The sequence below is a fragment of the Butyricicoccus sp. Marseille-Q5471 genome, from assembly GCF_951230135.1.
GTDB lineage: Bacteria > Bacillota > Clostridia > Oscillospirales > Butyricicoccaceae > Agathobaculum.
Map to the genome: position 1 here is coordinate 1 of NZ_CATNVC010000018.1, position 26083 is coordinate 26083.

Consider the following 26083-nt stretch of genomic DNA (forward strand, 5'->3'; position numbering starts at 1 on the left):
TACTTGTAAATTGTGTAAATTACTTTAAAAACCTTAACGATGGAACGCCGTATGAGGGGAAACTCTCACGTACGGTGTGGAGTGGGGGAAAATCCTGCGATTACTTCAAGGGATTACCTATCACTATCGGCTCCGGCAATCCTGTTCGCCTGTTTGGTGTTCACCCTGACAGCGCCATTATACATCTGGCAGGTGCTGGGGATGTAGCGGAGGAAAAGCAATGTTTTACTCCTCCTCCGGCTTGTCCATCAGGCGCAGCGGCGTGTCGTCCGCATCCATATACATTTCCTCGCACTCCTGCTGGGCGGTGCGCATGATATGAGCCGCCTGAGAAACGAGTGCCTCGGCATCGGTTACTGCGCTAAACACTTTATGATAAAGTTTTTTGTAATCTGCCACACAAATACCTCCTTTCATTTTTTCGGCGGCCTCCGTTGTGTGGTATTAAAGCTCTAAAAAAGCTGATTGTCAAGTCATAAATCAATCCTGCAGCCGCATCTCAAATACCCACTAAAAATGTACTTGGGCTGTGGCTGCGGTGACGAAAGGAGTGATGACTTCAAATGTTCATTTGGGATTTTATCGCCGACACTGTCCTCGGTCAGATTGTGGATTGGATCTACGGTCAGATTGTGGGCTTCCTCGGCGATTTTTTTATGCAGATGGGAAACATGGGAGCCGACCTGTTCACCATGAGCTGGGTACAGTCCATCGTCCTGTTCTTCTCCTATCTGGCATGGGCGCTCTACGGTGTCGGCCTTGTGGTCGCCGCCTTTGAATGCGGAATCGAATATCAATCCGGCAGAGGCAGCATCAAAGACACTGCCCTCAACGCCATCAAGGGCTTTATGGCCGTTGGCCTGTTTACCACTGTGCCGGTGGAACTGTATAAGCTGTCGGTGTCCCTGCAGGGCAGCCTCACTGCCGGGATTACCGGTCTTGGAACCGACTTCGGCACGGTAGCCGGAAATATCATCACCTCGCTGCAGGATGCCGGAAATTTGGAGCAGGCCATGACCAGCAATGTGTTTGGCGGTCTATCTGCTATCACCAGCCCCATCATGATGATCTTTATATTGATCCTAATGGGCTATTCGGTCATTAAAATATTCTTCGCCAACCTGAAGCGAGGCGGCATCCTGCTCATTCAAATTGCTGTGGGGAGCCTGTATATGTTTTCCGTTCCCCGTGGCTATATTGACGGCTTTGTCTCATGGAGCAAGCAGGTCATCGGCCTGTGCCTCACAGCATTTTTGCAGGCAACGGTGCTGATTGCAGGACTCATGGTGGTGAAAGACCATGCTCTCCTCGGCCTTGGGCTGATGCTGGCGGCAGGAGAAATCCCCCGCATTGCCGGACAGTTCGGGCTGGACACCTCCACCAAGGCAAACCTCATGAGTACGATGTATGCGGCGCAGACAGCGGTGAACATGACCAAAACGGTGATACAGGCGGTGGCGAAATGAGTGAGCATAAGCTGGTCTACATCGCCTCTCCTTACGCCGGTGATGTGCTGAAAAATATTGAATTTGCAAAGGCAGCCTGCCGCTATGCAATGAGGCAGAACTGTACGCCGGTAGCTGTGCATCTTTTATATCCGCAATTTTTGGATGACAACGATCTGGTGCAGCGAAGTGCCGGTCTCACAATGGGGCATCGGGTGCTTCTGGCCTGTGACGAGCTGTGGGTGTGCGGCGAGCGCATATCCAGCGGTATGGCTGCCGAAATCACAGAGGCAAAAAAGCTGGGTATCCCTGTCCGGGAGGTATCCGCCGAACAAATACAAGGAGGTCTTGCAATGGATAAAAAATATGGCGTATGGGCGGTGCGCAGCGCTGCATCGGTCTGCGGTGCGGCACAAAGCTGGTGCAAGCAAGGCGGCAAGCCGATGGAGTTTGATATGATGGAGCAGGCCGTCGAGTATGCTGACCAGCTCAATAAAAACCTCGCTACCATGAATGTACATTATTACCCCAAGGAAATGGAGCCGAAGCTGAGTCAAGGTTCCGGTTTTTCTATGCGGATGTAAAGGAGGTGCCTCATGTATATCTACCCCGACCACTTAAGGGCAAAGGCAACCCTCTGGCTGTGGCAGCTTCGGGATATCGGCATCATCGGCGTGGCGCTTCTTCTCTCTGTGCTTGCAATTTCCCAGCTTGGACTGGCGCTTCCCATCGTGATGACCGCCGTCTACGCCTTTTTAACCATACAATTTGAGGACACAAGTATTCTGGATTTTCTCCGGTATGCCTGTGCTTTTTTTATGACCAAGCAGCAATTCTACGAATGGAGGTATACGCCAAGTGAGTAAAAAAGCAAAGCAGGAGGCAAAACAGCGAGCCTCCACCCGTCAGCTCATCGGTACCAAGGCTGTCACCGATTACAGCCTGCAGACCTACGGTCATGGCGAGCTGGTGTATTTTATCATCAAGCCCAGCAACATCTCGGTGCTGTCCGAGGCCAGCATTAGCACCCGAATCTATGCGTTGATGAACGTGCTTAAAGGCATCGCCGAGATTGAACTGATGTGTTTAAATAGCCGGGAAAACTTCGAGGACAACAAACGGTTTCTCCGCAGCCGCATTGAACAGGAGCAGAATCCTGTGGTGCGAAAGCTGCTGGAGCAAGACCTGTCCTTCCTTGACAGGATACAGGTACAGATGGCGACCGCAAGGGAGTTTCTCATTCTCATTCGCCTGCGGGATGAAAAAGAAAAAGAGGTGTTTCCGTATCTGTCCCGCATCGAAAAGTCCTTGAAAGAGCAGGGCTTTTCCGTAAAGCGAGCCGATAAGGAGGACATCAAGCGCATCCTTGCGGTCTATTTCGAGCAGAACGTCACGACCGAAAAATTTGAGGACTTTGACGGCGAAAGGTGGGTGATTTTTAATGAGTAAAAACAGAAGAAAAACAGCAATGCAGGAACCGGAGGATGTGCGCATCCAAGGATTTCTGGATATGATCGCCCCTTCGGTCATCAAATTCAACACCGACCACTTTATCTGCGGGAACACCTACCGCTGTGTGTGGGCGCTCAGAGAATACCCCACTGCCACTGAGGAACAGGCAATCCTACGGCATTTGGGGGAAAAGGATGGCGTTACCCTGCGCATCTACACCCGCCATGTCACCCCGGTGGAGGAAAAGAAAATTATCAGCAACGCTGCCAATAAGAACCGGCTGAACAAATCCAACACCAACGATTTACAGCAGACGGTTATGGCCGAAAGCAATCTGCAGGATGTGGCCACCATTGTGGCACAGGCGCACCGGAACCGGGAACCCTTCATCCACTCGGCTGTATATATTGAGCTGTCCGCACACGATTTGGATCAGCTGAAGCTCCTCCAGACAGAGGTGATGACCGAACTGATCCGCAGCAAGCTCAATGTGGACAGGCTGATGCTCCGACAGCAGCAAGGCTTCCAATGCGTGATGCCAAGCGGCTTTAATGTGTTTCGTGACCAATTTGAACGGGTGCTGCCTGCCTCCAGTGTGGCCAACCTCTATCCCTTCAATTATTCGGGCAAAACCGATGCCAATGGTTTTTATATTGGCCGTGATAAGTTCGGCAGCAATGTGCTGGCAGACTTTAATAAGCGAGCCGATGACAAAACCAACGCCAATATCTTAATTCTCGGAAACAGCGGTCAGGGTAAATCTCATCTGCTCAAGCTCATTCTCACCAATCTCCGGGAATCCGGCATGAATGTGTGCGCCCTCGATCCGGAAATGGAGTACGAGGATCTGACCAATAACCTCGGCGGCTGCTTTATCGACCTTATGTCCGGTGAGTTTATCATCAATGTGCTGGAACCGAAAACATGGGATGAAAACGGTAGCCCGGAGGATAAGGATGCGCCGCAGACCTTCCGGATCAGCAGCAGACTCAGTCAGCATATTTCCTTTCTCAAGGATTTTTTCCGCACCTACAAGGACTTTTCCGACCGGGAGATCGACACCATTGAAATCATGCTGCAGAAGCTGTACGCCAAGTTCGGCATCAGCGATGGGGCTGATTTTGACCGGCTGACAGCTACCGATTATCCTATTCTGTCCGATTTGTATGGGCTGATTTATGACGAGTACAAGGCCTATGATGAGAGCCAGCGGCAGCTGTATACCGCCGAGCTGCTCCAGAATATCCTGCTGGGGCTGCATTCCATCTGCAAGGGTGCGGAAAGTAAATTCTTTGACGGACACACCAATATCACCGATTCCAGCTTTGTCACCTTTGGTGTGAAAGGACTCTTGCAGGCCAGCAGGAGCCTGAAAAACGCCCTGCTGTTTAACATTCTGTCCTACATGAGCAACGAGCTGCTGACCAATGGCAATACCGCCGCCAGCATTGATGAGTTTTACCTGTTCCTCACCAACCTCACCGCCGTGGAATATGTCCGAAACTTCTCCAAGCGTGTGCGTAAAAAGGACTCGGCGGTGATCATCGCCAGTCAAAATCTGGAGGACTTCAATATCGAGGGCATCCGGGAATACACCAAGCCCCTATTCAGCATCCCAACTCATCAATTCCTGTTCAATGCCGGGAATATTGATGCCAAGTTCTACATCGATACCCTGCAGCTGGAGCAGAGCGAGTACAACCTGATTCGCTAATATCGTTGCTTCTGGAATCCAATTTATATTGCAAAAGAGGATCTGTTTCCGCCAGTTCCGATAAGGCTTCTAACAGAAAAGTTCTGTCGGAAGAAAGGACAGGGGAAATGTTCGCCTGCATGATCAGATTATTGTTGTGTAGAATCAAATTCCTTTCAGGAATTGTTCCTATGGAGTCCCCAATCTTTAGTCGCATTTCATTTGGAAAAATAGCAATATCACCGCATTCGACTTTTTCGGTTTCTACCATTTTTCCATTGCTTGAGGTCTCTAATTTTTTAATTTTTATACTGTCAGAATGATCTTGCAGGGTTAGTACGTCACGTGATTTAATGGAACCTCCAAAAATGCGCATATATGTGCGTTTGTTTCGATTATCATCTCTTTCAACTTTGTATACCAATGCAGCAAGATTAGAGTTGGGTGGAGACATAAATGGAGTGAATTCCATGAGAATCGCATCCATGAGTTCTTTCGTGCCAATATGTTTCAGAGCACTGCCGTGGTAAACAGGCAAAAGAGTACCATCATTTATATTTTTTCTTCTGCTCTCTAACAGTTCCTCCGCCGTAATGGGCTGATCCATAACATATTTTTTTAGCAAAGCATCATCCGTTTCAATAATCGTGTCTTTAAATTCTTCAGACAACGGATTCAGAGTTTTGGGCAAAAGAGAGATTCTATTTGTAATGCTCTGCATGATAAGAATATGAGAGGACAATTTAGCTCTGATATCCTCATAGAGGGAATCAAAATCAATATCCGGTTGATCGATCTTATTAATAAAAATCAAAGCAGGAAGTTTCCTTTTTCGTATTGCATCGAAAAGGATACGTGTTTGTGCCTGAATGCCGTCTTTGGCAGAGATCAGCAAGATAGCGCCATCCAACACATTCAATGAGCGCTCTACCTCTGAATAAAAATCGATATGTCCAGGCGTATCAATCAAATTGACTTTGACATGGCCCCATTGATAAGATGCTATGGATGCCTGAATTGTAATGCCCCTTTGCTTTTCAAGTGCCATAGAATCTGTAATCGTTGAACCCCTGTCAACACGCCCGGACTCAGTAATGGTACCGCTGGCATAGAGAATACTCTCTGTTAATGTTGTTTTTCCAGCATCTACATGAGCCAAGATGCCGATATTCATTATTTTCATAAGTCACACCTCATATGATCGTTAAAAGATAAAAGTCCCCTGTGATTGAAATACTTTCATCACAGGGGACTGCTACTGCCGGGTCAGCACCGAGCAGGAAGAACAACAGTCCAGCTACGCTGCGCAGATTGCTTATTACACCGACAAAATATCCCAAAACAAGGATTGGGAGCTGGCCGGGATATTTGCTGACGAGGGCATCACCGGCACCAGCACCAAAAAGCGTGACGAGTTTCTCAAGCTCATGGCGCTCTGTGAAAAGGGCAAGATTGACATGGTGCTGACCAAATCGGTCTCCCGATTTTCGAGGAACACGCTGGATGCCATCACCTACATCCGCAAGCTCAAAGCCAAGGGCATCCCGATCATCTTTGAAAAAGAGGGCATCAACACCATGCAGATGGCCAGCGAAATGGCGCTGTGCTTTCTCAGCGGCTTTGCACAGGCCGAGAGCGAGTCCATCAGCCGCAATGTGACATGGGGCAAGCGCCAGAGCTTCAAGAACGGCAATGTGCCGTTTCAGTATAAACGCCTGCTGGGTTACGAAAAAGGTGAGGATGGCCAGCCCAAGGTTGTGCCGGAGGAAGCGGAAATGGTCAAGCGAATATTTCGCAGCTATTATGCCGGAGCCAGCATCAGCAAAATCAAAAAGTCGCTGGAAGCGGACGGTATCCCATCTCCCACCGGCAAAGAGAAGTGGTCGCCGGGTGTTCTCCAGTATATGCTCCGAAATGACTGAGTTATAATAGACAGTAATCAGAGAAACCTAGTAAACAAGCGGGTTTCACCGATTACGTCTATTTTTTTATACCTTATTTACCCAAACTCATTTTACCCAAGAAAGGAGTACACCGATGGCAAAAATCATTGCAACTATCAATGAGAAAGGCGGCGTGGGCAAAACTGCCACGGCGACCACGCTTGCCTATCTTTTGTCTAAGAGAGGACACCGTACCGCCCTGATTGATTTTGATGGTCAGGGGCATTCCAGTATCATTTTAGGTGTTAGCAACACCAATAAGCTGGAGGTTACAATCAATACTATGTTACGCAAACTAGTGGAGGGTGAACCCCTGCCCGCCTTGGAGAGCTACATATTTAAGGCTGACAATGGTGTTGACCTGATTCCTTCCAATTCACAGCTTTTCACCCTTGAGCGAAATCTCTGCAATGTGGATTTCCGTGAGCACATCTTGTCACAATACGTTGATACCTTCAAGGACAGATATGACTACATCATCATCGACTGTATGCCGCAAATGGGTACGCCAATGATTAATGTAATGATGTGTGCTGACAGCATTATAATCCCTACGCAAGCGGAGCTTTTATCAGCACAGGGACTTTCAGAGATTCTAAAGCATTATCAGATTATCCAGAAAAATAGCAACCACCGTCTGCGTATTGAGGGGATTTTGATTACAATGGATTCCCCCAACACCATTCTGTCCGCACAGGTAAACGATATGATCCAGCGTGGATTTGCGGATAAGGTTCCTATTTTCAAAACGCACATTCCACGTTCCATCAAGGTAGCGGAGTCAGTGGGATATCATCGGACTATCTGCGAGTTCTTACCGGAAAATCCTGCCGCAATCGCTTATGAGCAGTTTGCGGACGAACTGCTTGCAGGGACGCACAAAAAAATAGTGGAAAGGAGCGCATAAGTATGGCTACACCCAAACCGAAAGCCCGTTTTGTAGACTTTGAAGAAATGATGAGTATCGAACCGCAGCAAGATATCGCCCCTGCTCCTGTGCAGGGCGGTATCTTGGAAATGGATTTCAGCCTTATGGAGTCCTTTCCAAATCACAGGTTTAAGCTCTATGAAGGACAGCAGTTAGCGGATATGGTGGAGAGCATTCGCCAGTTTGGTATCCTGCTGCCCATTATTCTTTGGCATACCGAGGACGGGCAGTACATCATTCTGAGTGGACACAATCGTAAAAATGCCGCTCAACTTGCGGGGCTGACTAAAGGCCCCGTTATTATCCGTGAAAACCTGACCTATGAGGATGCAGTTTTAATTGTTACAGAAACCAATCTGCGCCAGCGTTCTTTCTCCGATATGAGCCATTCGGAACGTGCCTATTGCCTTGCCCAGCATTATGAAGCACTCAAATCACAGGGTAAGAGAAGCGACCTTTTAGCAGAGATTGAAACGCTCTTAAACCCGCATGGCTTCGAGGAAAACTCAACTTCTGTTCAAGTTGAACAGAAGTTGGAAAGCAGAGAAAAAGTTGGACAGGAATATGGGCTTTCTGCATCAAAAGTAGGACGTTATATCCGTATTTCAAACTTAATTGAACCACTCATTGCAAAGGTTGATACGGAAGAAATATCTTTCCTTGCCGCCTATGACCTTTCCTTTGTAGAGGACACGGCAAAGCAACAGCAGATTTCTGACCTTATGGATTCAGACAGCTATAAGGTGGATATGAAAAAGGCGGAGTTGTTCCATAGCTACTATGAAACTGGTAAACTGACCGATACTGCTATCGTGCAAATCTTATCAGGCGAGAAAACCCGCAAACCAAAAAGCAGTAAGCCGCAGCCCGTCAAAATTAAGCCTGCTGTCATTTCTAAATATTTTACCCCACAGCAGACTCAAAAGGAAATTGAAGAAACCATTGATAAGGCATTGGCCCTGTACTTTGAAAATCAGAATAAGGAGGTGGCATCTTGAGCAAAGTGACCTTTCTTGCCGACCTATATCATAAGTCGGTGCAGGAATACACGAAAGACCCTGCGGAGTGGAAAGGTTTGCTGTCCTGCGTGGCAAGGTACTATAAACGCTCTTTTGACAACGCTGTGCTGATTTACGCACAGCGCCCTGATGCAAGCCAGCTTGCCACCTTTGATGAGTGGCATGACAAGCGGATTAACCGTAACATTAACCGGGGCGCAAAGGGCATTGCAGTCATTGACATGGTAAATCCCACAGCAAGCCTCAAGCACCTGTTTGATTTCATGGATACCAACGGTGATGAACAGAGCTTCAAGCGAGTCTTAGGCTACTTGTGGGAACTGGAGGATCAGTACAAACCCAGCCTGTTGGTAAAATTCCATGAAAAATACCATACCCCTACCTCCAGTATAGAACGGTGCCTGTATAAGCTGGTACAGCAGCGGGTGCGTCAGGTGTTGCCGCATTACATGGAAAACTTCAAAGTGAGTGACGAGAGCAGTATGCTTTACGGCGCACCTGCCCAAGCAGTAAAAGCGGAGTTTATGGAGCTTGTCACTGACAGTGTTGCATATACAGTATTTCAAAAATGCGGACTTTCCACCGAACTGTTTGAAGAAAATGCTTTTACTAATATCAGCCACTTTAACAACTTAGAGCTTTTTATGGCAATGGGAAGCTGTACAGTGTCCCTTGCCAGACCTATACTGAAAGAAATCCATCAGGAAATACAGCAAATCAAAATCGGAAGGAGCCAAATTTATGAGAACCGAACCGTTAATGAACCTCACTTATCGGCAGGGCGAGGACGGGATGTTGTACCCCAACCTGCAAATCTCGGAGAACGAGGAAACCGACCGGATGCCGGTGGGCAGATTCGGGAGCCTGTGGAAAGACTTCATGCTGGAGAACCACCCGCACCGCCTGTCGGAGCTGGTAGCACAGGGCAAAATCAACGAAATGATATTGAAGGTGGACGAGGAAGCCGAGAACCGCAAGGAACGGCTGATACAGGAGCTTCTCACCGCCCAGCCGATACCGGACACCGAGGATACTCTGGAGAGAGCCGGTCACATGAGCATGATAATCTCGACAGCAGAGGAGATCGTAATAACCGAGCTGGTGTTGCAACCCCGATAACAGAAACCGCAGAGCCGCCCATAGATGGTAAACAGCCGTCTATGGGCGGCTTTTTTGCTGTACCGCCGAAAGCCGAGCCGGTGGCTCCGGCTTCGATACCACCCCAAACGGTTCAGCCACTGGATGAAGAAGAAATTTCTGATCTGATTGATGTAGTGCTTTGCGCAGACGATATTACCCCTGATACGCGCGAATGGGTATCAGAAATTCACAAATTCTTTGAGGGAGGACATAAACAGACCACCAAGGCAAAAATCCTGAAAGCCTATTACGGCAAGCTAGACACGGAATACCAGACCAAAACCGGCGATTATTTTCTGCATATCCTTGCCGACAGCGAAGGGTTGACCTTTGAAACAGAGGGACAGCAGTTTGCTGCCAGCTATGACGAGCTTACAAACCGCATTGACAACCTGATTCTAATGGGTGCATATCCGTACAGCTCCGCCGACAGCATGATTGACGATTTTTCCATACCGGATGAAATGGACGAGATGCAAGGGGTGTCAAATGAGGACGAACCGGAGCCGGAGGAACCTATTGCGTCCGCTGCTTTATCCAAACAGGACAGACAGCAGATTATTGACGAATACCTTCAGCACGGCAGCGGCACACAGGGCGGTAGACAGCGGATATATCGAGCCATGCCGTCTATGCCTGCCAAGAAAGATCGGGTTGACTTTATCCGAAAGGAATACGATCATTACGGCTGCTATCGTGATTTGGATAACGGTGATCAGTGGCATTTAGAGTCCACTCCGAAAGGTCTGGCGATTGATTACCGCTCCGGCAATCTGGAGCTGCATGAGATTCTTTCGTGGAATCAGGTGGAAAGCGGTATCTCTGATCTGATCCAAGAAGACCATTATTTGACAGAGGAAGATAAGGCAGAACTGGAGGCCGAGGGCAGAACCGTATATATCCCTGTTCCCGAACCCGTGCAGGAAGCTCCTGAACGGCAGCTTACCTTATTTGATATGGCTCCCGTTTCACAGGACAGCTATGAGGACATCGCGGATGATAACAACGACAGCGTAATTGACGGAAACTCCGCAGAACCGTTGCCCTTGCCACTACATGAGGGCGACCGTATCTACTATCATGACCGAGTGTTTGAGATCGTCAAATTCCTGCACGACGGACGCACGGTGGAAATCGGTGATATTGCCCAGCTCAAAAACCTGAACCGTCTGAGAATTACGGAGCGTATGCCATTATCCGAAATTGCGGACTGCAAGCCCCTGAAAGACCATTATGCCGAGGGTGAGCTTGCTTCCATGGTGGTGGAGGCAGTACAAAGCGGTGATAACAGCGAAGAAACCAAGGAGACAATCCAAGCCGCAACCCTTATCAATCAGTCAAATGATGAATATAACGATGCCATTATGGATGATTTCCATGCCCGCGCATGGGGTGAGGGCATCAACTACTTCTATTCCCCTGACCACCACCTGTATGACGGTGGCCCGAAAACCAAATGTAAAAACAATATTGAGGCCATCCGGCTGCTAAAGGAATTACAGGTGCAGGGACGCATGGCTATCGCCGAAGAACAGATTACCCTTGCCCGGTTTGTGGGCTGGGGAGGTCTTGCCAATGCACTCACTCCTGAAAAAAGCGGATGGGAAAAGGAGTATGCAGAAATCAAGGAATTGCTAACCGATGAGGAATTTCAGGCGGCACAGAAAAGCACTCTGACCTCCTATTACACGGAGCAGAGCGTTATCAGCCATATTTATCAGGGCTTGGAGAACATGGGCTTTCGAGGTGGGAACATCTTAGACCCTGCCCTTGGCACAGGAAACTTTTTCTCCGTCCTGCCGGACAGTATGAAATCCTCTAAGCTATACGGTTGTGAAATCGACCCCATCCCCGGACATATTGCCGAACAGCTTTACCCCGAAGCGGATATTCAGGTGATGGGCTTTGAACGGGCGGCCTTTTCCGACCATTTCTTTGATGTGATGGTGGGTAACGTGCCATTTAACTCCATTAAGGTAGATGATCCGCGCTACAACAAGCACAACCTCCCCATTCACGACTACTTCATAGCCAAATCGCTGGATAAGGTCCGTCCCGGTGGTATGCTGGCGCTGATTACTTCCAAATTCACCTTGGATAAGGCTAATTCCAAAATGCGTCGGTACATAGCCGGAAAAGCGGAACTGATCGGCGCAATCCGTTTGCCGAATAACGCTTTTAAGCAGGTTGCTGGAACGGAAGCCACCACAGATATTTTGTTCCTTAAAAAGCGGGAACGGGAAATTGTGCCGGACGAAGAAAATAGCCCGTGGCTTTCTGTGGAGCAGAACGCAGACGGCATCCCTATAAACAGTTATTTTATTGACCACCCGGAAATGGTGCTGGGAGAAATGGTATTTGACGAGTCCATGTTCGGTAACGAAAAGACCACCGCCTGCCACCCGATTCCCGGAGAGGACTTGAACGAACGGCTGGAGCGTGCTATTTCCTATCTGGACGGCGAGTACACCGAAGCTACCTCGGAATACGAGGACGAAAAAGAAATGCTGCCGGAATCTATCCCTGCTGATCCCAAGGTGCACAATTTCAGCTATGGGCTGATGGAAGGCGATCTCTATTACCGTGAAAATTCCCGGATGTATAAGCAGAATATTACTGGCCGGAAAGCCGAGCGTATCCGGGGCATGTTGGAGATTACGACAGCCATCCGCAGTTTGATTGATTTCCAGAACAGTGAATATGCAGACCTCCATGAGTTGCCTACCATGGAATACGAAAAGCAGCTTCAGGAGCATATCGCCCATCTGAACCATGTTTATGATGCCTTTGTAAAAAAACAGGGGTATCTCAATTCCTACGCCAACGTTATGGCGTTCTCACGGGATGCCAACGCACCTTTGCTCCGTTCCATCGAGGCAGAGAAAAAAGGTCAAAAGGACGTATGGGAAAAGACGGCTATTTTCTATAAAGCTACCATCAAACCTATGGGAATAGGTCTTTCCGTTGATAGAAAACCTTGCATATGCGGGATTATCCGGCGTTTTCTGCGAACCTGCCGTAAGCGTGATGGCTGTAATGACTTCTGTATCCGTGCGGTAGATTAACACAATATGAGAAAGGCGCAGTTGATAGCTTTGTTGCACAGACACGCGCCGGCTACGAAAATCATTTAATATGCCGGTCTGTGTACCAAAATGTACGTAAGGTGGCCACCCTATTAGATGAGTACCACAAAACCGGCAAGATTGAATTGAAGCGTGTTCCCGCTTGGGGGCTTCGAATGCCAAACACGTATTATACCGAGTCAATTAATGCTTTTTGCCGGGAGAACGAACAGACCGGTGCCCTTGCACATAGTACAATCTCTGTCGCCCATAGTGCGATCCGTAATTTTCTGTTTGAATTAGAGGATATGGGATATGTGGATTTTGACAGAGTAACGCTTCCGGTTGTTAGTGAGTGTATGTCGCATACAGCTAAGCGATATGCCGGTGGGCTGGGTGCCATGCTATTTGCGATCCGGTCATTTTTACGCTTCTTACACCGAAATGGCACGACTCAAATCGATCTGAGTATTGCAATGCCAGAAATGGTTGCAAAAAGACGAGTGGTACGCCAAGGGTTTGGTACAGGAGAAACTGAAAAAATGCTGTGCAGTGCCAACATAAATTCCTCTATAGGAAAGCGTGATTATGCCATTATGCTGACCGCCATACAGACAGGACTGCGGGCTGTAGACATCGTGAACTTGAAACGGCAGGATATTGATTGGAGAAACTATGAAATCCGCATTATTCAAAGCAAAACCGGGCATCCGTTGAACTTGCCATTGGAGTCTGAGACTGGGAATGCCATTGCCGATTACCTGTTGAACGGACGGCCAAAGTGCGATATACCGTTTATCTTTCTATGTGACAATCGTCCGTACCGCCCCTTAAAGAATCGCTCAGCCAGTGCAATGATTTCCCGGTATATGCAGCGGACAGGTATCGATAAGTCAGATATCCCCCGGCGCGGCTTCCACAGTTTCCGGCGTTCTTTTGGTGCCGGGTTGCTTGAATCTGAAATTCCACTGGATATGTTGAGTGAACTGCTGGGGCATACCCACATGGATTCAGCGAAGCCATACCTTGCAGCAAACGAGCTGGGTCTAAAAAGCTGTGCTATTGGGCTGACTCCCACCCAGAAAGCAGGTGAGGGATGGTAAATCGTGTTTTTTGTAGTCACTTTGCAGGGTTCATTCAGCAATTCATTGAACAGAAGAATGCCCTGGGGTTTCCGTATGAAGAAAGTATTCGTATACTTCATGTGTTTGATCGCTTTTGCCTGGATAAATTTCCTCATGAAACAGCTTTGACCAAAGAGCTTTGCATGGCCTGGGCGATTCGTAAAGAAACGGAGCAAAACAACTCCTTTCGCAACCGCTTAATGCCGGTTCGGGAATTTGCCAGATACTTATACAGGATTGGAGAATCAGCATATGTGCTTCCCCCTGATTTGTCTCAAAAAGGTCCACGCCACATGCCGCATATTTACTCTGAGGAAGAAATCGCTGCCTTTTGGCACACTCTGGATCTGATCCGTCCGCGCAGGGGCTTCCCCATCCGTCATCTTGTAATACCAACGATTTTTCGTTTGATTTATTGCTGTGGCTTGCGCCCCATAGAAGCGAGGAAACTCCGTGTGGAAAATGTCGATTTGGACGTCGGAATGCTCAAGATTATGGAATCCAAGGGGCACAAAGATCGTATTGTCATGATGACTGACGATGTGACAGAACTATTACGGCAATACCATAAACAAGTGAGTTTCATTATGCCGGGGCAGGAACTGTTTTTCCCTAATTCACAGGGACATTTGTATACAAAGAGATGGATTGAAAAGACATTTCACATCATGTGGGATAAAACCGGTATTCCAGTATCCGCCGAAAAGCCGCCCAGAATTTATGATTTTCGTCACACTTTCGCAACGCATCGCCTGTATATGTGGCTGCGGGAGGGTAAAGATGTTTCCGCCCAATTGCCCTATCTCAGCGCATTCATGGGGCACTCACAACTATCTGATACCTATTACTACATCCATCTGGTCCCTGAACTGTTTACAGCTATGTCGGGATTGGATTTCACAAAATACGAGAGCTTGCTGCCGGAGGTAGAGATTGATGAATGATTTTTTCAAGGCCATCAGAAGTTATCTTCTTGAGTATCTGCCCAAACAGCGGTGTTGCAGTAAAAACACCATCAAATCCTACCGAAATGCACTGAACTTACTTGTTGAATATCTCCGCACGGAAAAGCAATTAGCCGTTTCCCACATTGACTTCGGTCTGTTTAATCGCAAATTGATTCTAGAATATCTGGACTGGTTGGAAAATGTACGCAACTGCTGTGCAACCACCCGAAACCAACGGCTTATGGTAATACGGGCTTTCTTCAAATACGCTGGTGAGTTAGATTGCACACAGGTAGCTTTGCAACTTGAGGCGAAAGGGATACCCATTAAAAAGGTGCCCGGTAGAATAGTAGAGTTTCTTTCCGAGGACGCACTGCAAACACTGCTTAGTCAACCTGATGTGAGAAAACGAACGAACCTTCGCAATCGCTTTTTTATGACGCTCATGTACGAAGCTGCTGCTCGGTGCGATGAATTGCTGAGTATGAAGGTCCGTGACCTACGGCTGGATGTTCGTCATCCTGTCGCATATCTGACTGGGAAGGGAAACAAAACCCGTTCTGTAGCTTTACTGCCCAAAGCTGTGGAGCATTGTAAACAATACCTGCAAATATTTCATGCTGATACCTGTAAAGATGATTTCCTGTTTTTTACTGTTATTCATGGAACAAAACAAGCGATGTCACCGGATAATGCTGCCGCATTTATGAAAAAGTACGGTGAAATGGCACGCCAGATTTGCCCAGAAGTTCCTGAAAGGGTACATCCTCATCAACTGCGGCATACAAGGGCGATCCATTTATACCGTGATGGTATGCCGCTGGCCGTATTATCTGAATTTCTTGGCCACGTTGATCCAGAAACCACAAAAATCTATGCATATGCCGATGCCGAAATGAAGCGCGCGGCTATGGAAAAAGCTGAACACTTGCGAAAGGGGGTGCCTGTTCCCATACCTATTTGGAAGGACAATGAGGATATGATTCTGGAATTGTCCGGACTTAAATGATTTGTTATCCCGAAGTTTTCATGAAGAAGCGGCCTATTAAGCGGCTTTCTCGTCTGACTTCGGGATAATTATTTCTTCGGTATTATCCTGATTATCCCGATATCGGGATAATCAGGACATTTCCATTGCAGGACGCATGGAAGGTCTTAGAGGAAGCCGAAGCGGACTGTTTTTTACAGTCGTTGGCCTGCTCAAAGGCACGAATCCCGAAGATCGACCCCAGCAGCTTATCGTTGAGAACGTTAAGCATCTGCTGTCAAGCGAGCGTGGAGGGGCATTTACCACTGTTCTCACTGAATTATGGGAAGCTGGGTATGACTGTGAATGGCAGGCCGTCAATTCAAAGGATTTCTTCGTCCCCCAGCATCGGGAGCGGGTGTACCTTGTTGGACATCTTGGAGGAATCCGTAAACGAAAAGTATTTCCTGTCGGCGGAACAAACAAGACGCCTGTTAAGCAGCTTATCGGAGGAAGCCAAGGAAAACGAGTCTATGATATAAGCGGCGTTTCTGTTACTCTGACGGCAGAGGGCGGCGGCTTTGCCGGGCGCACGGGGCTTTATGCCGTGTCCGTCAACCGCAGGGAGGGAATCACCGGGGCAATCAGCCACGCCCACACCCTGACTGCCAGCGATACCCGTGGCTTAAACCGCAATCAGGATCAGAACGCCATACTTTCGGAGATTGAACCTTGTGCGGCATTCATTGATCTGACCGCAGAACCGAAGATTACGGAAAACGCCCGGTGTATCCGGGCAAGGCAATACTCAGGCATTGGCAACCACCGGGGGGAAACCTCCGGTGTTTTTTTATGCCATGGACACCCGGACTGCGTGATGGCAGTCATCACCCCTGAGCGCATGAAAAAGCGGCAGAACGGCAGAAGATTCAAAGAGCCGGGAGAACCCAGCTTTACGCTGACAACGCAGGATCAGCATGGTATTCTGCTATGCTGCTGTGAAGGGTGGAAGGACGGTCTGCCTATTCGGGAAGCCAAAAAGAACGGCTGCACGATGGCATATCCCGGCGATGGAATCAATCTGGCCTATCCCAATAGCAAATTAAGCCGTGGGCGTGTTGGACGGCAGTGTTCCCAAACCCTGCTCACAGGCGGCAGTATGGGCGTTCTCTTGTGCTGCCGTATCCGCAGGCTGACGCCGAGGGAGTGCTGGAGGCTTCAGGCGTTTGAGGATTTCCTGTTTGAACGTGCGAAAGCAGCCGGAGTCAGCGATGCCCAGCTCTATCGTCAGGCAGGAAATGCTGTGACCGTCAATATTGTTTATGAAATCGGAGCGCGTCTGCCGGGAGGCAGCCTATGAGGTTCGGTGTGCTTTATTTAGATCCCCCATGGGCGTACAAGGTCTACTCCAAAAAGGGCGAAGGCCGCAGCGCCGAGAACCATTACCGCACCATGAACGCCGAGGATATTTACAATCTTGATGTGAACGGAATAGCGGATAAAGATTGTGTGCTGTTTCTATGGGTGACATTCCCCTGTTTGCTGGAGGGGCTGGAAGCTATTCGACGCTGGGGTTTTGTTTATAAAACTCTCGGTTTTTGCTGGGTCAAGCGGTGTAAGAAGCAGACGCACAAATGGTTTTGGGGACTTGGCTTCTGGACGAGAGCCAACCCGGAGCTGTGTCTGATTGCCACAAAGGGAAAACCGAAGCGGTTATCAAAAGCGGTTCATTGCCTTCTGGATACGCCGGTGGAACGGCATAGTAAAAAGCCGGACGAAGTTCGCCGCCGTATTGAACTGCTTATGGGAGATATACCTCGTGCGGAGCTGTTTGCCAGACAGCGGCATGACGGTTGGGTGTGCCTTGGCAACGAAATCGACGGCCTTGATATTCGGGAGGCGATTACGAAACTGAAAGAAACGGAGGAATGATGTGGCATTTGAAGAACGACTTTTTCTGCCTTTGATGAATTGGAACGCTGATTGTATCAATCCCTTTCTCGCCTGTGTTCTGCTTGCTTTTTTTGCTGGCGGCCTTTGTGATATAGCGCTGGCAAGGCTTATCAAACAGGATGGAACACCTAAAACCGCCGTTTACAGCATGACTGTGACGGCGGTTTTTCTTGCCTTATACGGCTTTACTCCCTTGGCTCTTCGCTGCATTCTGCTGTGTGAGGTGCTGATTATAGTAGGTGTGTTTGACCTTGCGACCTATGAAATTCCTGACTTTCTGCACATTCTCATAGCCATGGCGGGACTGATAGACTTTCAGCCCCTGCCTGCGCTTTTAGGATTTTTGCTTGTACCTTTGCCGTTTCTGATTGCCGCTCTAAAAACAGAGAAAATCGGCGGCGGGGATGTGAAGCTCATGGCGGCCAGCGGATTTGCCATCGGTGTGACAGGAGGTATCTGGATGATGATATGGGGGCTTGCGGCGGCACTGCTCTGGAACCATGCTTACCGCAGAGGGCAAAAAAGCCTGCCCCTTGCGCCCTTTCTGGCCTTTGGCTGCTTTCTGGCGCTTATGCCAACTTAAAACTGATATGGAGGAAAAACAAAATGAAAAATCTACTGAAAAACCGAATTGTGGTGGGGCTGCTGTGCATCATTACAGCCCTTGTCATCTGCTTTGGGCTGACGCCCATGTTTAACGATGCCTTAAAATCCAAGGTGGAGCTGGTGCGTGTCACCTCGGAAATCAAGACCGGCGATGAAATCACCGCGGGCATGATTACCACCGTGGAGACAGGCGGCTACAATCTGCCCTCTGATGTGGTATACAAAAAAGAGGATGTCATCGGCAAGTATGCCAACGCCGACCTTTACAAAGGTGACTATATTCTGAAAAGCAAGCTTGCCGACACACCTATGCTGAAAAATGAATATTTAAGTGGACTGGACGGCACAAACCGCGCCATTTCCGTTACCATCAAAAGCTTTGCGGCTGGCTTATCCGGCAAGCTGGAGCGTGGGGACATTGTTTCTCTGATTGCCAGCGATGTGGGAGAAATGCGCGATACCCTGATTCCTAAGGAGCTGCAATATGTTGAGATTATCGCTGCCACCGACAGCAGCGGCAATGACCGGGAGGTACAGCAGGAGACAGAGGATGGTGAGGACACAGAGCTTGCCAGCACCATCACCGTTCTTGCTACCCCTGAACAGGCAACCTTGCTTGCAGAACTGGAGCAGACCGGAAAGCTCCACGCCGCCCTTGTTTACCGTGGCGGTTCGGAGAACGCGCAGAAGTTTTTGGATGAACAGTCAAAGGTGCTGGAAGCGCTTTATCCTGTGAAAAGTGAGGGGCTTACCTATGAAAGTCAGCCGGACAATAGCACACAAGCATCGTCAGCCGGTGATTCTGCCGACGCCGAAGCAGAAAACAGCACGGCTTCTGACAAGCAAAACTGAGAAACGGAGGCGGAGCGTATGGAACAGGAAAAAGTAATTGCCGTCATGGGCAGTCAGGGCAGCGGGAAAACCACCGCTGCCCTTAAAATTGCTCTTGCACTGGCAGCAGAAAAAAAGAATGTGATTGTGGTATTCTGCGACCCGTTTACACCGGTAATGCCTATCGTATTACCGGCAGGGGCAGGCCATGACACCTCGCTGGGGAGCCTTTTGACGACTCCGGCACTGACGCAGGAAAACATACTGAAAGCCTGTGTGCCGACCGAGAAAAATGAATACATCAGCCTGCTGGGATATCGCGCCGGGGAAAGCCTGATGCACTACCCGCAGATTACAAGGGAAAAGGCGGTGGAGTTTTTTGTCCTGCTCCGGTATCTGGCGGACTATATCATCATTGACTGCACCGCAACCTTTGAAGCAGACCCGGTTTCTATTGTGGCAATCGAACTGGCGGATAGGGTTTTCCGCTTGGGAACCGCCAACCTAAAAGGAGTATCCTACTTCCTCACCCACGATCCCATGCTGGCAGACAGCCGGTTCCGCAAGGACTCCCACCGTACCGTTATCGGAAACCTGAAAGCCGGTCAGGACTGGGAAGCCGTAGCCCAGCAGTACGGCGGTGCGGATTTTGTGCTGCCTTATGTGCCGGAGTTGGAACAGCAGTACGATGAGCTGGCACTTCTGATGCCCCTGATCCAGCCGGAGAGCGCAGGCTACACAGCAGCGATTGAGCGGCTTTTGAATATCCCGCAGGCAAAGGCAAAGCCGGGTGCTGCCAAGAAGCAGGCCAAGGCTGCCCCAAAGCCGGGTTCCAATGCGGATACCCCACAGGAGTCCCCGAAAAAGGCAAAAGGAAAGCCTTCGTTTACCAAGGACGGATTGGTGCTGACCTATCTGCGCGTTCACGCAATCAGCATTGACCTTTACAGCAAAGCGGAAAAAAACACTCTGATTAAGCAGCTTACCGCCGAGCTGTCCGACATTCAGTATCCGTTTAAGTTTATAGCAGTCAGCAGGCCCGTGGATATTTCACCCCTTATCTCCGATATGCAGGGAATGCTGAAAACCGCTGATGACAGGCGTAAGGAACTTTTACGGCAGGAGATTTTACAGATGAGCAGTTATGCGCTGTCCGGCGAAATCGTGGAGCGCCAGTTTTATATTTCCCTTTGGGATCGGTATGAGGACGGCGCGGAAAAAGATTTACTGAAATGCGCATCCTTGCTGGCGGAGAAGTTCACCACCAATGGGATTGGCTGTGATGTGCTTTCGGAAAAGGAGATTGTGCGGCTTCTGAATCTCGTAAACAACCCCTCCTACACGCATTTAGAGGATACGGAATTTGAAGCCAGCATCCCAATGCTACGGATAAGCCTGATATTGAAGTGCACTCTGTCCGTGTTGATGATGGATACAGCGGTGCTAATTTTGACCGCCCGGCCTTTCAGCAGTTGCTAAAGGACATCCGAAGCGGTCAGATTGATTGTGTCATCGTAAAGGATTTGTCCCGTTTTGCAAGAAATTTTGTAGAAGCGGGGCGATTCCTGGATCAGGAGTTTCCGCTGTATGGAGTCCGTTTTATTGCCATTAACGATGGCTATGATTCTATTCAGAGAAAAGGCGGAGCAGATGATATTGTACTTCCCTTCAAAAATTTGGTGAATGATGCTTACTGTCGTGATATTTCTGTAAAAATCAGGAGCCAGCTTGAAGTCAAACGAAAAAAGGGAGACTTCATCGGCTCCTTTGCCGTATACGGGTATCTGAAAGACCCTGATGACAGGCACAAGCTTGTCATAGACGAATATGCCGCCGATGTGGTACGGGATATATTCAAATGGAAGCTGGAGGGACTCAGCCAGCAGCGTATTGCAGAACGCTTGGATGACCAAGGTATCCTATCCCCTATGGAGTATAAGCGTTACTGCGGTATGAAGTATAAGAGCGGTTTTCAAATCAATCCAAAAGCAAGATGGACGGCTGTTGCCATAGGCCGTATCCTGAAAAACGAATTTTATGTTGGTACCTTGGTGCAGGGTAAGCGAAGCACCCCGAACCATAAAATCAAAAAGCTCATGCAAAAGCCAGAAAATGAATGGGTTCGCATTGAACATAACCATGAGCCGATCATTGAAAGAGAAATCTTTGATACGGTAAACCGCCTACTTATCAAAGATACCCGGATTGCACCGCAGGAGCAAACGGTATATCTGTTCAGTGGCCTGCTGTTCTGCGGGGATTGTAGACACAGTATGGTGCGAAACAACAATAACCGTGGCGGTAAAATCTATACCTACTATATGTGTGGCAACAACCGAAACACGAAGATTTGCTCCAGTCACAGAATCAAAGATACCCTGCTGGAACAATCAGTTCTTGCCAGTATCAGAAGTCAAATTGATGCCATCCTTGATGTTGATAAAATGCTGAAACGTATTGATGATATGCCCTACCGCAAGAGTATAGTCAGTCGGACAGGGATTCAGGCAGAGCAGAAAAGAGAAGAAATTGAGCGGTATAAACGCTTGAAAAAGGCTTTGTTTGAATCCAAAGTGGAAAAGCTCATTTCAGAAGCAGAATACTTTGAGATGAAGCTTCAATACGATGAACAGCAAAAATCAGCCGAAGATGATTTGCACAGGCTGGAAAAGGAGCTTCATACCGCCACTTTTAGCCTGAAAGAAAATAATAACTGGATAGAGATATTCCGGCAGTACCAAAATATTACGGAGCTTACAAGGCCCATTGTGGTTACTCTGATTGACCATATCAATATCTATGAAGGAAACCGCATTGAAATCGTATTTCAGTATCAATACGATTTTGAGCAGGCACTGAAAGTCATTTCCTGTGCAGAAACTGCCGATGCCACCTCACCGGAAGAAGCGGAGGTGGTCTAAATGGCGAGAAAGAGCAGACAAAACGCTATTGCCGCTTCTCTAAGCGGAGTAGCGACAGAAAGCGTTGCTTTACCGGAGCGAATTTATAATACGGCTATTTATGTGAGACTTTCCGTAGAAGATAACAATTATGGCGCAGAAAGCGAGAGCATTCAAAACCAGCAGCTTATGCTGGAACGCTTTGTAAGTGAGCAATCAGATATGCGGCTGTGCCAGATATTCTGCGATAATGGATTTTCAGGCACAGACTTTGAGCGTCCCGATTTTGAAAAGATGATGGATGGAGCCATGGCAGGGCGGATCGACTGTATTGTAGTCAAGGATCTGTCCCGTTTTGGCAGAAACTATGTGGAAGCCGGTTATTACATCGAAAAGACCTTTCCTACCATGGGAGTACGATTTATAGCGATGTATGATGGTTATGACAGCCTTACAGATGATGGAAGCAATTCCATGATTATTTCGCTGAAAAATCTAATCAACGATTTTTATGCCAAGGATATTTCTCGAAAAATCAATACTTCCTTGGAAACAAAACAGCGAAAGGGCGAGTTTATCGGTGCTTTTGCCCCCTATGGTTACAAGAAATCACCCGAAGATAAACATCAGCTTATTCTTGATGAAGATACGGCACCTATCGTATACCAGATTTTTCAGTGGAAGGCACAAGGGATTGGAAATACTACTATCGCTCGAAGGCTCAATGAAGCCAATGTGGTATCACCCTCACTATATTTATATCAAAAGGGCGAAATCCAAAAGAAGCCCAAAAATGAACTTTGGCAGGGGCAAATGATAAAAGTTCTTACGGATAATCCTATCTATACAGGCGTAATGGCACAGGGTAAGACCAAGAAGGCACTTTGCGACGGACTCCCAACCACAAAGGTTCCCCGTTCTGAGTGGATTGTAGTTCCCCATACCCACGAAGCCATCATAGACGAGGAAACCTTTGAGAAGATTCAGCAGCAAAAGGAACAAATCCGACAGCAGGCTGTAGCGTTAAGGGGAAAGTATGATAAGCATGGGAAAAAGGAGAATATTTTCGCAGGACTGTTATATTGCGGAGATTGTCACACAAAGCTGGTACGCTAAGATAGCGGTTCTTTTGAATAAAGAAAAGATACCTTCACCACTGGCTTATCGCAAACAGAACGGTACAGACCTTGACCGTGGGTGGAAAGTGGCGGATGACCGCCTGTTATGGACACGATTTGCTATCAAGCGGATTCTTTGTGATGGGCGATACACCGGGAAATTGGTTAGCTATAAACGGACAAAAGCGGATGTATCAACAAAGCGAACAAAGGTGAATCCAAAATCAGAATGGATTGTTGCTGCGGATACGCATGAGCCGATTGTAACACAAGAGCTATTTGAAAAAGCTGGTGTTTGGTTTCCAAAGAGGGAAAATTGGCGCAAAACTGTTCCATCCAGAGGGTATCCGCTGACTGGGATTTTAAAGTGTGGGTATTGCCATCATAATCTGACCCGTGCCAGTGTAAAACTGCCCTATTATCACTGCTACATGGCTAAGTATGAAGAAAGCACTCCATGCAGTACAATCAAAGCAATGGAAACGGCATTTAGTGATATTCTGCTTGCCATCATCAACAAGCAGGTTAGCATGGTACTTCGTGATGGTAGAAATCCTTCGGAGTTCACCTTGACCAACCATGAACGGATACAAAGTCTGCAAAAGGAAATCCAGCTCAGACAGCAGGAAATTGAAAAGTTTCGTGTAGCTAGGAAAAATGCCTTTGAAGAATATTGCTTTGAACACATTTCAAAAGAGCAGTACGCAGCAATGCTCGAAGCCAATACCCAGCAGATGAACCTGATTTCAGAAAAACTCAAGGAACTGCAAACAGAATGTTCCTTGCTTACAGAAGATAAGCAGGAAACTGAGTATCAGCAAGTCCACCAAAAGTATGAGTTCGCCGATCAGCTTACCAAAGATATGGTGCTGGCCTTTGTGAAAGAGATTTCTGTATTTGAGGATGAACGATTTGAAATAGTGTGGAATTATGAGGACTATTATAAAATGACAGACCTGTTGTAGATATGGAGGTAGAAATGAAAAAATGTTGGCTCTATGCAAGAATGCCAATAAAGATGATATAATTTTAGGATTTTCAAGAATTGGAAGAGTAATGATAGGTGTATTGTAGGGAAAGCGAATCAATGATAAGTGCGTTTATTTCTGTGTAGATAACTTACAATATTGTCTTTGTATGTTCTTGATCCAATGTAGTTGCTTTTCTAAAACACTAATACCCGTATCAAAACAGCCAGCGTCAGCCAAATCATTGCTGAAGCTGGCTGTTTTGATACGGGTATTCAGCGACTGATATTCAGCAGCTATTACGAATAACACCATAGGGGAATTAATTGACAATTTAAACTTTGTGTTTTATAATTACAATATAATGTTTCAAATGTAAAGGCGAATGTAAAGGTGATAGTAGATGACTATATCAGAACAAATTAAGGTTTTGTGTGTTCGTTCCAATATAAGCGTATCTGAATTGGCACGGAGAGTAGGTACTTCTCCGCAGAATTTTAATGCAAAAATGAAGCGTGAAAGCTTTACAATTACAGAATTAGAATTGATAGCAAGTGCCGTAGAAAGTAAATTTGAGCGTAATTTTGTACTTGAAAATGGTGATAGAATTTAAGGAGAATGCATTTAATGAATGTTATTAAGTATAACGAATTTCCTTATGTTCAGGATCAAAACTGCTCAAATACAAATTTTAGAATACTTGAGCAAGGGGATTGTTATGAAGAGAGATAGTCTGAATTTTATAGATTTATTTGCTGGAGCAGGGGGACTATCCGAAGGTTTTATGCAGAAAGGATTTAATCCAATTGCCCACATTGAAATGAACCAATATGCAGCAATGACCTTAGAGACAAGAAGTATATATTACTTTTTAAAAAAAGTTCGCAGATTAAATGTCTATTATGACTATTTAAGAGGTGATATTACACGAGCACAACTGTTGGAAGCAGTTCCTCCGCAGGTATTGCAAACAGTAATTTGTGAAGAAATGTCTACAAAAACGATTTTTAATATTTTTGAGCAGATTGATTTAATTATGGAACAGGATGGCATAAATCATGTTGATGTGGTTGTTGGAGGTCCACCATGTCAAGCATATTCTCTTGTAGGCAGAGCACAAAGTAAACATATGGACACTCCGATGGAGCAAGACCCGAGAAACGAACTTTACAAAATGTACACTAGGTTTTTAACAAAATACCAGCCTAGGATGTTTGTATTCGAGAATGTAGCAGGAATAAAAACTGCAAGAAATGGAGCGGCATTCAGGAACTTGCAAAGCCATCTTAAGCGAGTTGGATATGTAATTGAATATAGAGAACTGAATGCAAGTGGCTTCGGGGTTCTTCAAAATAGAAAACGAATGATTATTATTGGATGGAGAAAAGGAACAGATTTTAGATATCCGGATTTCCCTATCGTAAATTCACACGCCATAGTGAGTGACCTGTTGGTGGATTTACCCGCATTGGAGAGAGGTCAAACCTTAAATGAGTATCGGCCTAATGTACCGATTAATCAATATCTGAGACGATTTAGAATTAGAACTGAACATGATGTTCTTACGCACCATGTCTGCAGACCGAATACGGATAGGGATGTAGAAATTTATAGACGGGTAATTGAACTTTGGAATGACAATCATAGTCGACTAAATTATAATCACCTACCAGAAGAATTGAAAACGCATAAGAATAGATCATCTTTTGTTGATAGGTTTAAGGTTGTTGAGGGTGATATGCCATATTGCCATACTGTCTTGGCACATTTATCTAAGGATGGGCATTATTTTATTCATCCAGATATAGAACAATGCAGGTCAATTTCCGTAAGGGAAGCAGCAAGGCTACAGTCTTTTCCTGACAGCTATTATTTTGAAGGTCCACGGACAGCTCAATTCGTGCAGATAGGAAATGCAGTTCCTCCACTTATGGCAAAAGGAATCGCAACACAAATAAAAGCACTTTTAGATGATTGAATTAGG

At 47.2% G+C, this 26083-nt stretch carries 24 protein-coding genes and 1 pseudogene; 23 read left to right on the plus strand and 2 right to left on the minus strand.

The window, feature by feature from the left end; translation table 11 throughout:
- Positions 1–126: 126 nt before the first annotated feature.
- Positions 127–207, plus strand: a pseudogene (locus QOX26_RS12980) (DUF3852 family protein); the annotation flags it as partial.
- A gap of 18 nt (positions 208–225) precedes the next feature.
- On the opposite strand, the gene QOX26_RS12985 reads toward QOX26_RS12980, so the two are convergent.
- Entirely contained in the window at positions 226–399 is a 174-nt protein-coding gene (locus QOX26_RS12985) for a hypothetical protein (protein WP_195891747.1), read from the minus strand.
- A 164-nt stretch (positions 400–563) separates the two neighbouring features.
- Between QOX26_RS12985 and QOX26_RS12990 the strand changes: the two genes are divergently transcribed.
- The 5 genes from QOX26_RS12990 to QOX26_RS13010 are packed head-to-tail and all read left to right on the plus strand — an operon-like array spanning position 564 to position 4611.
- Entirely contained in the window at positions 564–1466 is a 903-nt protein-coding gene (locus tag QOX26_RS12990) for a conjugal transfer protein TrbL family protein (protein ID WP_050696780.1), read from the plus strand.
- On the plus strand, positions 1463–2029 hold the full coding sequence (locus QOX26_RS12995; RefSeq protein ID WP_050696781.1) for a DUF7768 domain-containing protein: 567 nt from the start codon (positions 1463–1465) through the stop codon (positions 2027–2029). Before QOX26_RS12990 ends, QOX26_RS12995 begins: the two co-directional genes overlap by 4 nt.
- A 12-nt stretch (positions 2030–2041) precedes the next feature.
- Entirely contained in the window at positions 2042–2311 is a 270-nt protein-coding gene (locus QOX26_RS13000) for a hypothetical protein (RefSeq protein WP_050696782.1), read from the plus strand.
- On the plus strand, positions 2304–2894 hold the full coding sequence (locus QOX26_RS13005) for a hypothetical protein (protein ID WP_050696783.1): 591 nt from the start codon (positions 2304–2306) through the stop codon (positions 2892–2894). Before QOX26_RS13000 ends, QOX26_RS13005 begins: the two co-directional genes overlap by 8 nt.
- Positions 2887–4611: a helicase HerA domain-containing protein gene (locus QOX26_RS13010; protein ID WP_283675405.1), complete on the plus strand. Its 1725-nt coding sequence runs from the start codon at positions 2887–2889 to the stop codon at positions 4609–4611. The genes QOX26_RS13005 and QOX26_RS13010 overlap by 8 nt, the downstream gene beginning before the upstream one ends.
- Here the strand turns inward: QOX26_RS13010 and QOX26_RS13015 are convergent.
- Positions 4532–5773 (minus strand): GTP-binding protein, encoded by a 1242-nt coding sequence (locus QOX26_RS13015; RefSeq protein WP_283675406.1) that lies wholly within the window; start codon positions 5771–5773, stop codon positions 4532–4534. The genes QOX26_RS13010 and QOX26_RS13015 overlap by 80 nt on opposite strands.
- 58 nt (positions 5774–5831) lie before the next feature.
- On the opposite strand from QOX26_RS13015, the gene QOX26_RS13020 reads away from it, so the two are divergent.
- The 17 genes from QOX26_RS13020 (at position 5832) to QOX26_RS13100 (ending at position 26077) form a co-directional block, all read left to right on the plus strand.
- Positions 5832–6512, plus strand: a complete 681-nt coding sequence (locus QOX26_RS13020) for a recombinase family protein (RefSeq protein ID WP_283675427.1) — start codon at positions 5832–5834, stop codon at positions 6510–6512.
- 115 nt (positions 6513–6627) lie between these two features.
- Positions 6628–7440 carry a ParA family protein gene (locus QOX26_RS13025; RefSeq protein ID WP_283675407.1) on the plus strand — a complete coding sequence of 271 codons (813 nt, stop codon included), beginning with the start codon at positions 6628–6630 and terminating at the stop codon, positions 7438–7440.
- Between the two features lie 2 nt (positions 7441–7442).
- The gene (locus tag QOX26_RS13030) at positions 7443–8459 is read left to right on the plus strand and encodes a ParB N-terminal domain-containing protein (protein WP_283675408.1); all 1017 of its coding nucleotides are present in this window, start codon (positions 7443–7445) and stop codon (positions 8457–8459) included.
- Between the two features lie 5 nt (positions 8460–8464).
- On the plus strand, positions 8465–12685 hold the full coding sequence (locus QOX26_RS13035) for an N-6 DNA methylase (protein ID WP_283675428.1): 4221 nt from the start codon (positions 8465–8467) through the stop codon (positions 12683–12685).
- A gap of 80 nt (positions 12686–12765) precedes the next feature.
- Entirely contained in the window at positions 12766–13788 is a 1023-nt protein-coding gene (locus QOX26_RS13040; protein ID WP_283675409.1) for a site-specific integrase, read from the plus strand.
- Complete coding sequence (locus tag QOX26_RS13045) at positions 13782–14753, plus strand: tyrosine-type recombinase/integrase (protein WP_283675410.1); 972 nt, start codon at positions 13782–13784, stop codon at positions 14751–14753. The genes QOX26_RS13040 and QOX26_RS13045 overlap by 7 nt, the downstream gene beginning before the upstream one ends.
- Positions 14746–15765, plus strand: a complete 1020-nt coding sequence (locus QOX26_RS13050; RefSeq protein WP_283675411.1) for a tyrosine-type recombinase/integrase — start codon at positions 14746–14748, stop codon at positions 15763–15765. The genes QOX26_RS13045 and QOX26_RS13050 overlap by 8 nt, the downstream gene beginning before the upstream one ends.
- A gap of 124 nt (positions 15766–15889) precedes the next feature.
- On the plus strand, positions 15890–17083 hold the full coding sequence (locus tag QOX26_RS13055; RefSeq protein ID WP_283675429.1) for a DNA cytosine methyltransferase: 1194 nt from the start codon (positions 15890–15892) through the stop codon (positions 17081–17083).
- The gene (locus QOX26_RS13060; protein ID WP_283675412.1) at positions 17080–17655 is read left to right on the plus strand and encodes an MT-A70 family methyltransferase; all 576 of its coding nucleotides are present in this window, start codon (positions 17080–17082) and stop codon (positions 17653–17655) included. The genes QOX26_RS13055 and QOX26_RS13060 overlap by 4 nt, the downstream gene beginning before the upstream one ends.
- A gap of 1 nt (position 17656) precedes the next feature.
- The gene (locus QOX26_RS13065) at positions 17657–18259 is read left to right on the plus strand and encodes a prepilin peptidase (protein ID WP_283675413.1); all 603 of its coding nucleotides are present in this window, start codon (positions 17657–17659) and stop codon (positions 18257–18259) included.
- A 23-nt stretch (positions 18260–18282) separates the two neighbouring features.
- On the plus strand, positions 18283–19134 hold the full coding sequence (cpaB, locus tag QOX26_RS13070) for a Flp pilus assembly protein CpaB (protein ID WP_283675414.1): 852 nt from the start codon (positions 18283–18285) through the stop codon (positions 19132–19134).
- A gap of 18 nt (positions 19135–19152) precedes the next feature.
- Entirely contained in the window at positions 19153–20592 is a 1440-nt protein-coding gene (locus QOX26_RS13075; RefSeq protein WP_283675415.1) for a hypothetical protein, read from the plus strand.
- Positions 20520–22034, plus strand: a complete 1515-nt coding sequence (locus tag QOX26_RS13080) for a recombinase family protein (RefSeq protein ID WP_283675416.1) — start codon at positions 20520–20522, stop codon at positions 22032–22034. The genes QOX26_RS13075 and QOX26_RS13080 overlap by 73 nt, the downstream gene beginning before the upstream one ends.
- Positions 22035–23129, plus strand: coding sequence for a recombinase family protein (locus tag QOX26_RS13085; protein ID WP_283675417.1), 1095 nt, complete (start codon positions 22035–22037; stop codon positions 23127–23129).
- A 13-nt stretch (positions 23130–23142) separates the two neighbouring features.
- Positions 23143–24096 (plus strand): recombinase family protein, encoded by a 954-nt coding sequence (locus QOX26_RS13090; RefSeq protein WP_283675418.1) that lies wholly within the window; start codon positions 23143–23145, stop codon positions 24094–24096.
- Between the two features lie 406 nt (positions 24097–24502).
- Entirely contained in the window at positions 24503–24712 is a 210-nt protein-coding gene (locus tag QOX26_RS13095; RefSeq protein ID WP_283675419.1) for a helix-turn-helix domain-containing protein, read from the plus strand.
- Between the two features lie 105 nt (positions 24713–24817).
- Positions 24818–26077: a DNA cytosine methyltransferase gene (locus QOX26_RS13100; RefSeq protein ID WP_283675420.1), complete on the plus strand. Its 1260-nt coding sequence runs from the start codon at positions 24818–24820 to the stop codon at positions 26075–26077.
- Positions 26078–26083: the final 6 nt, after the last annotated feature.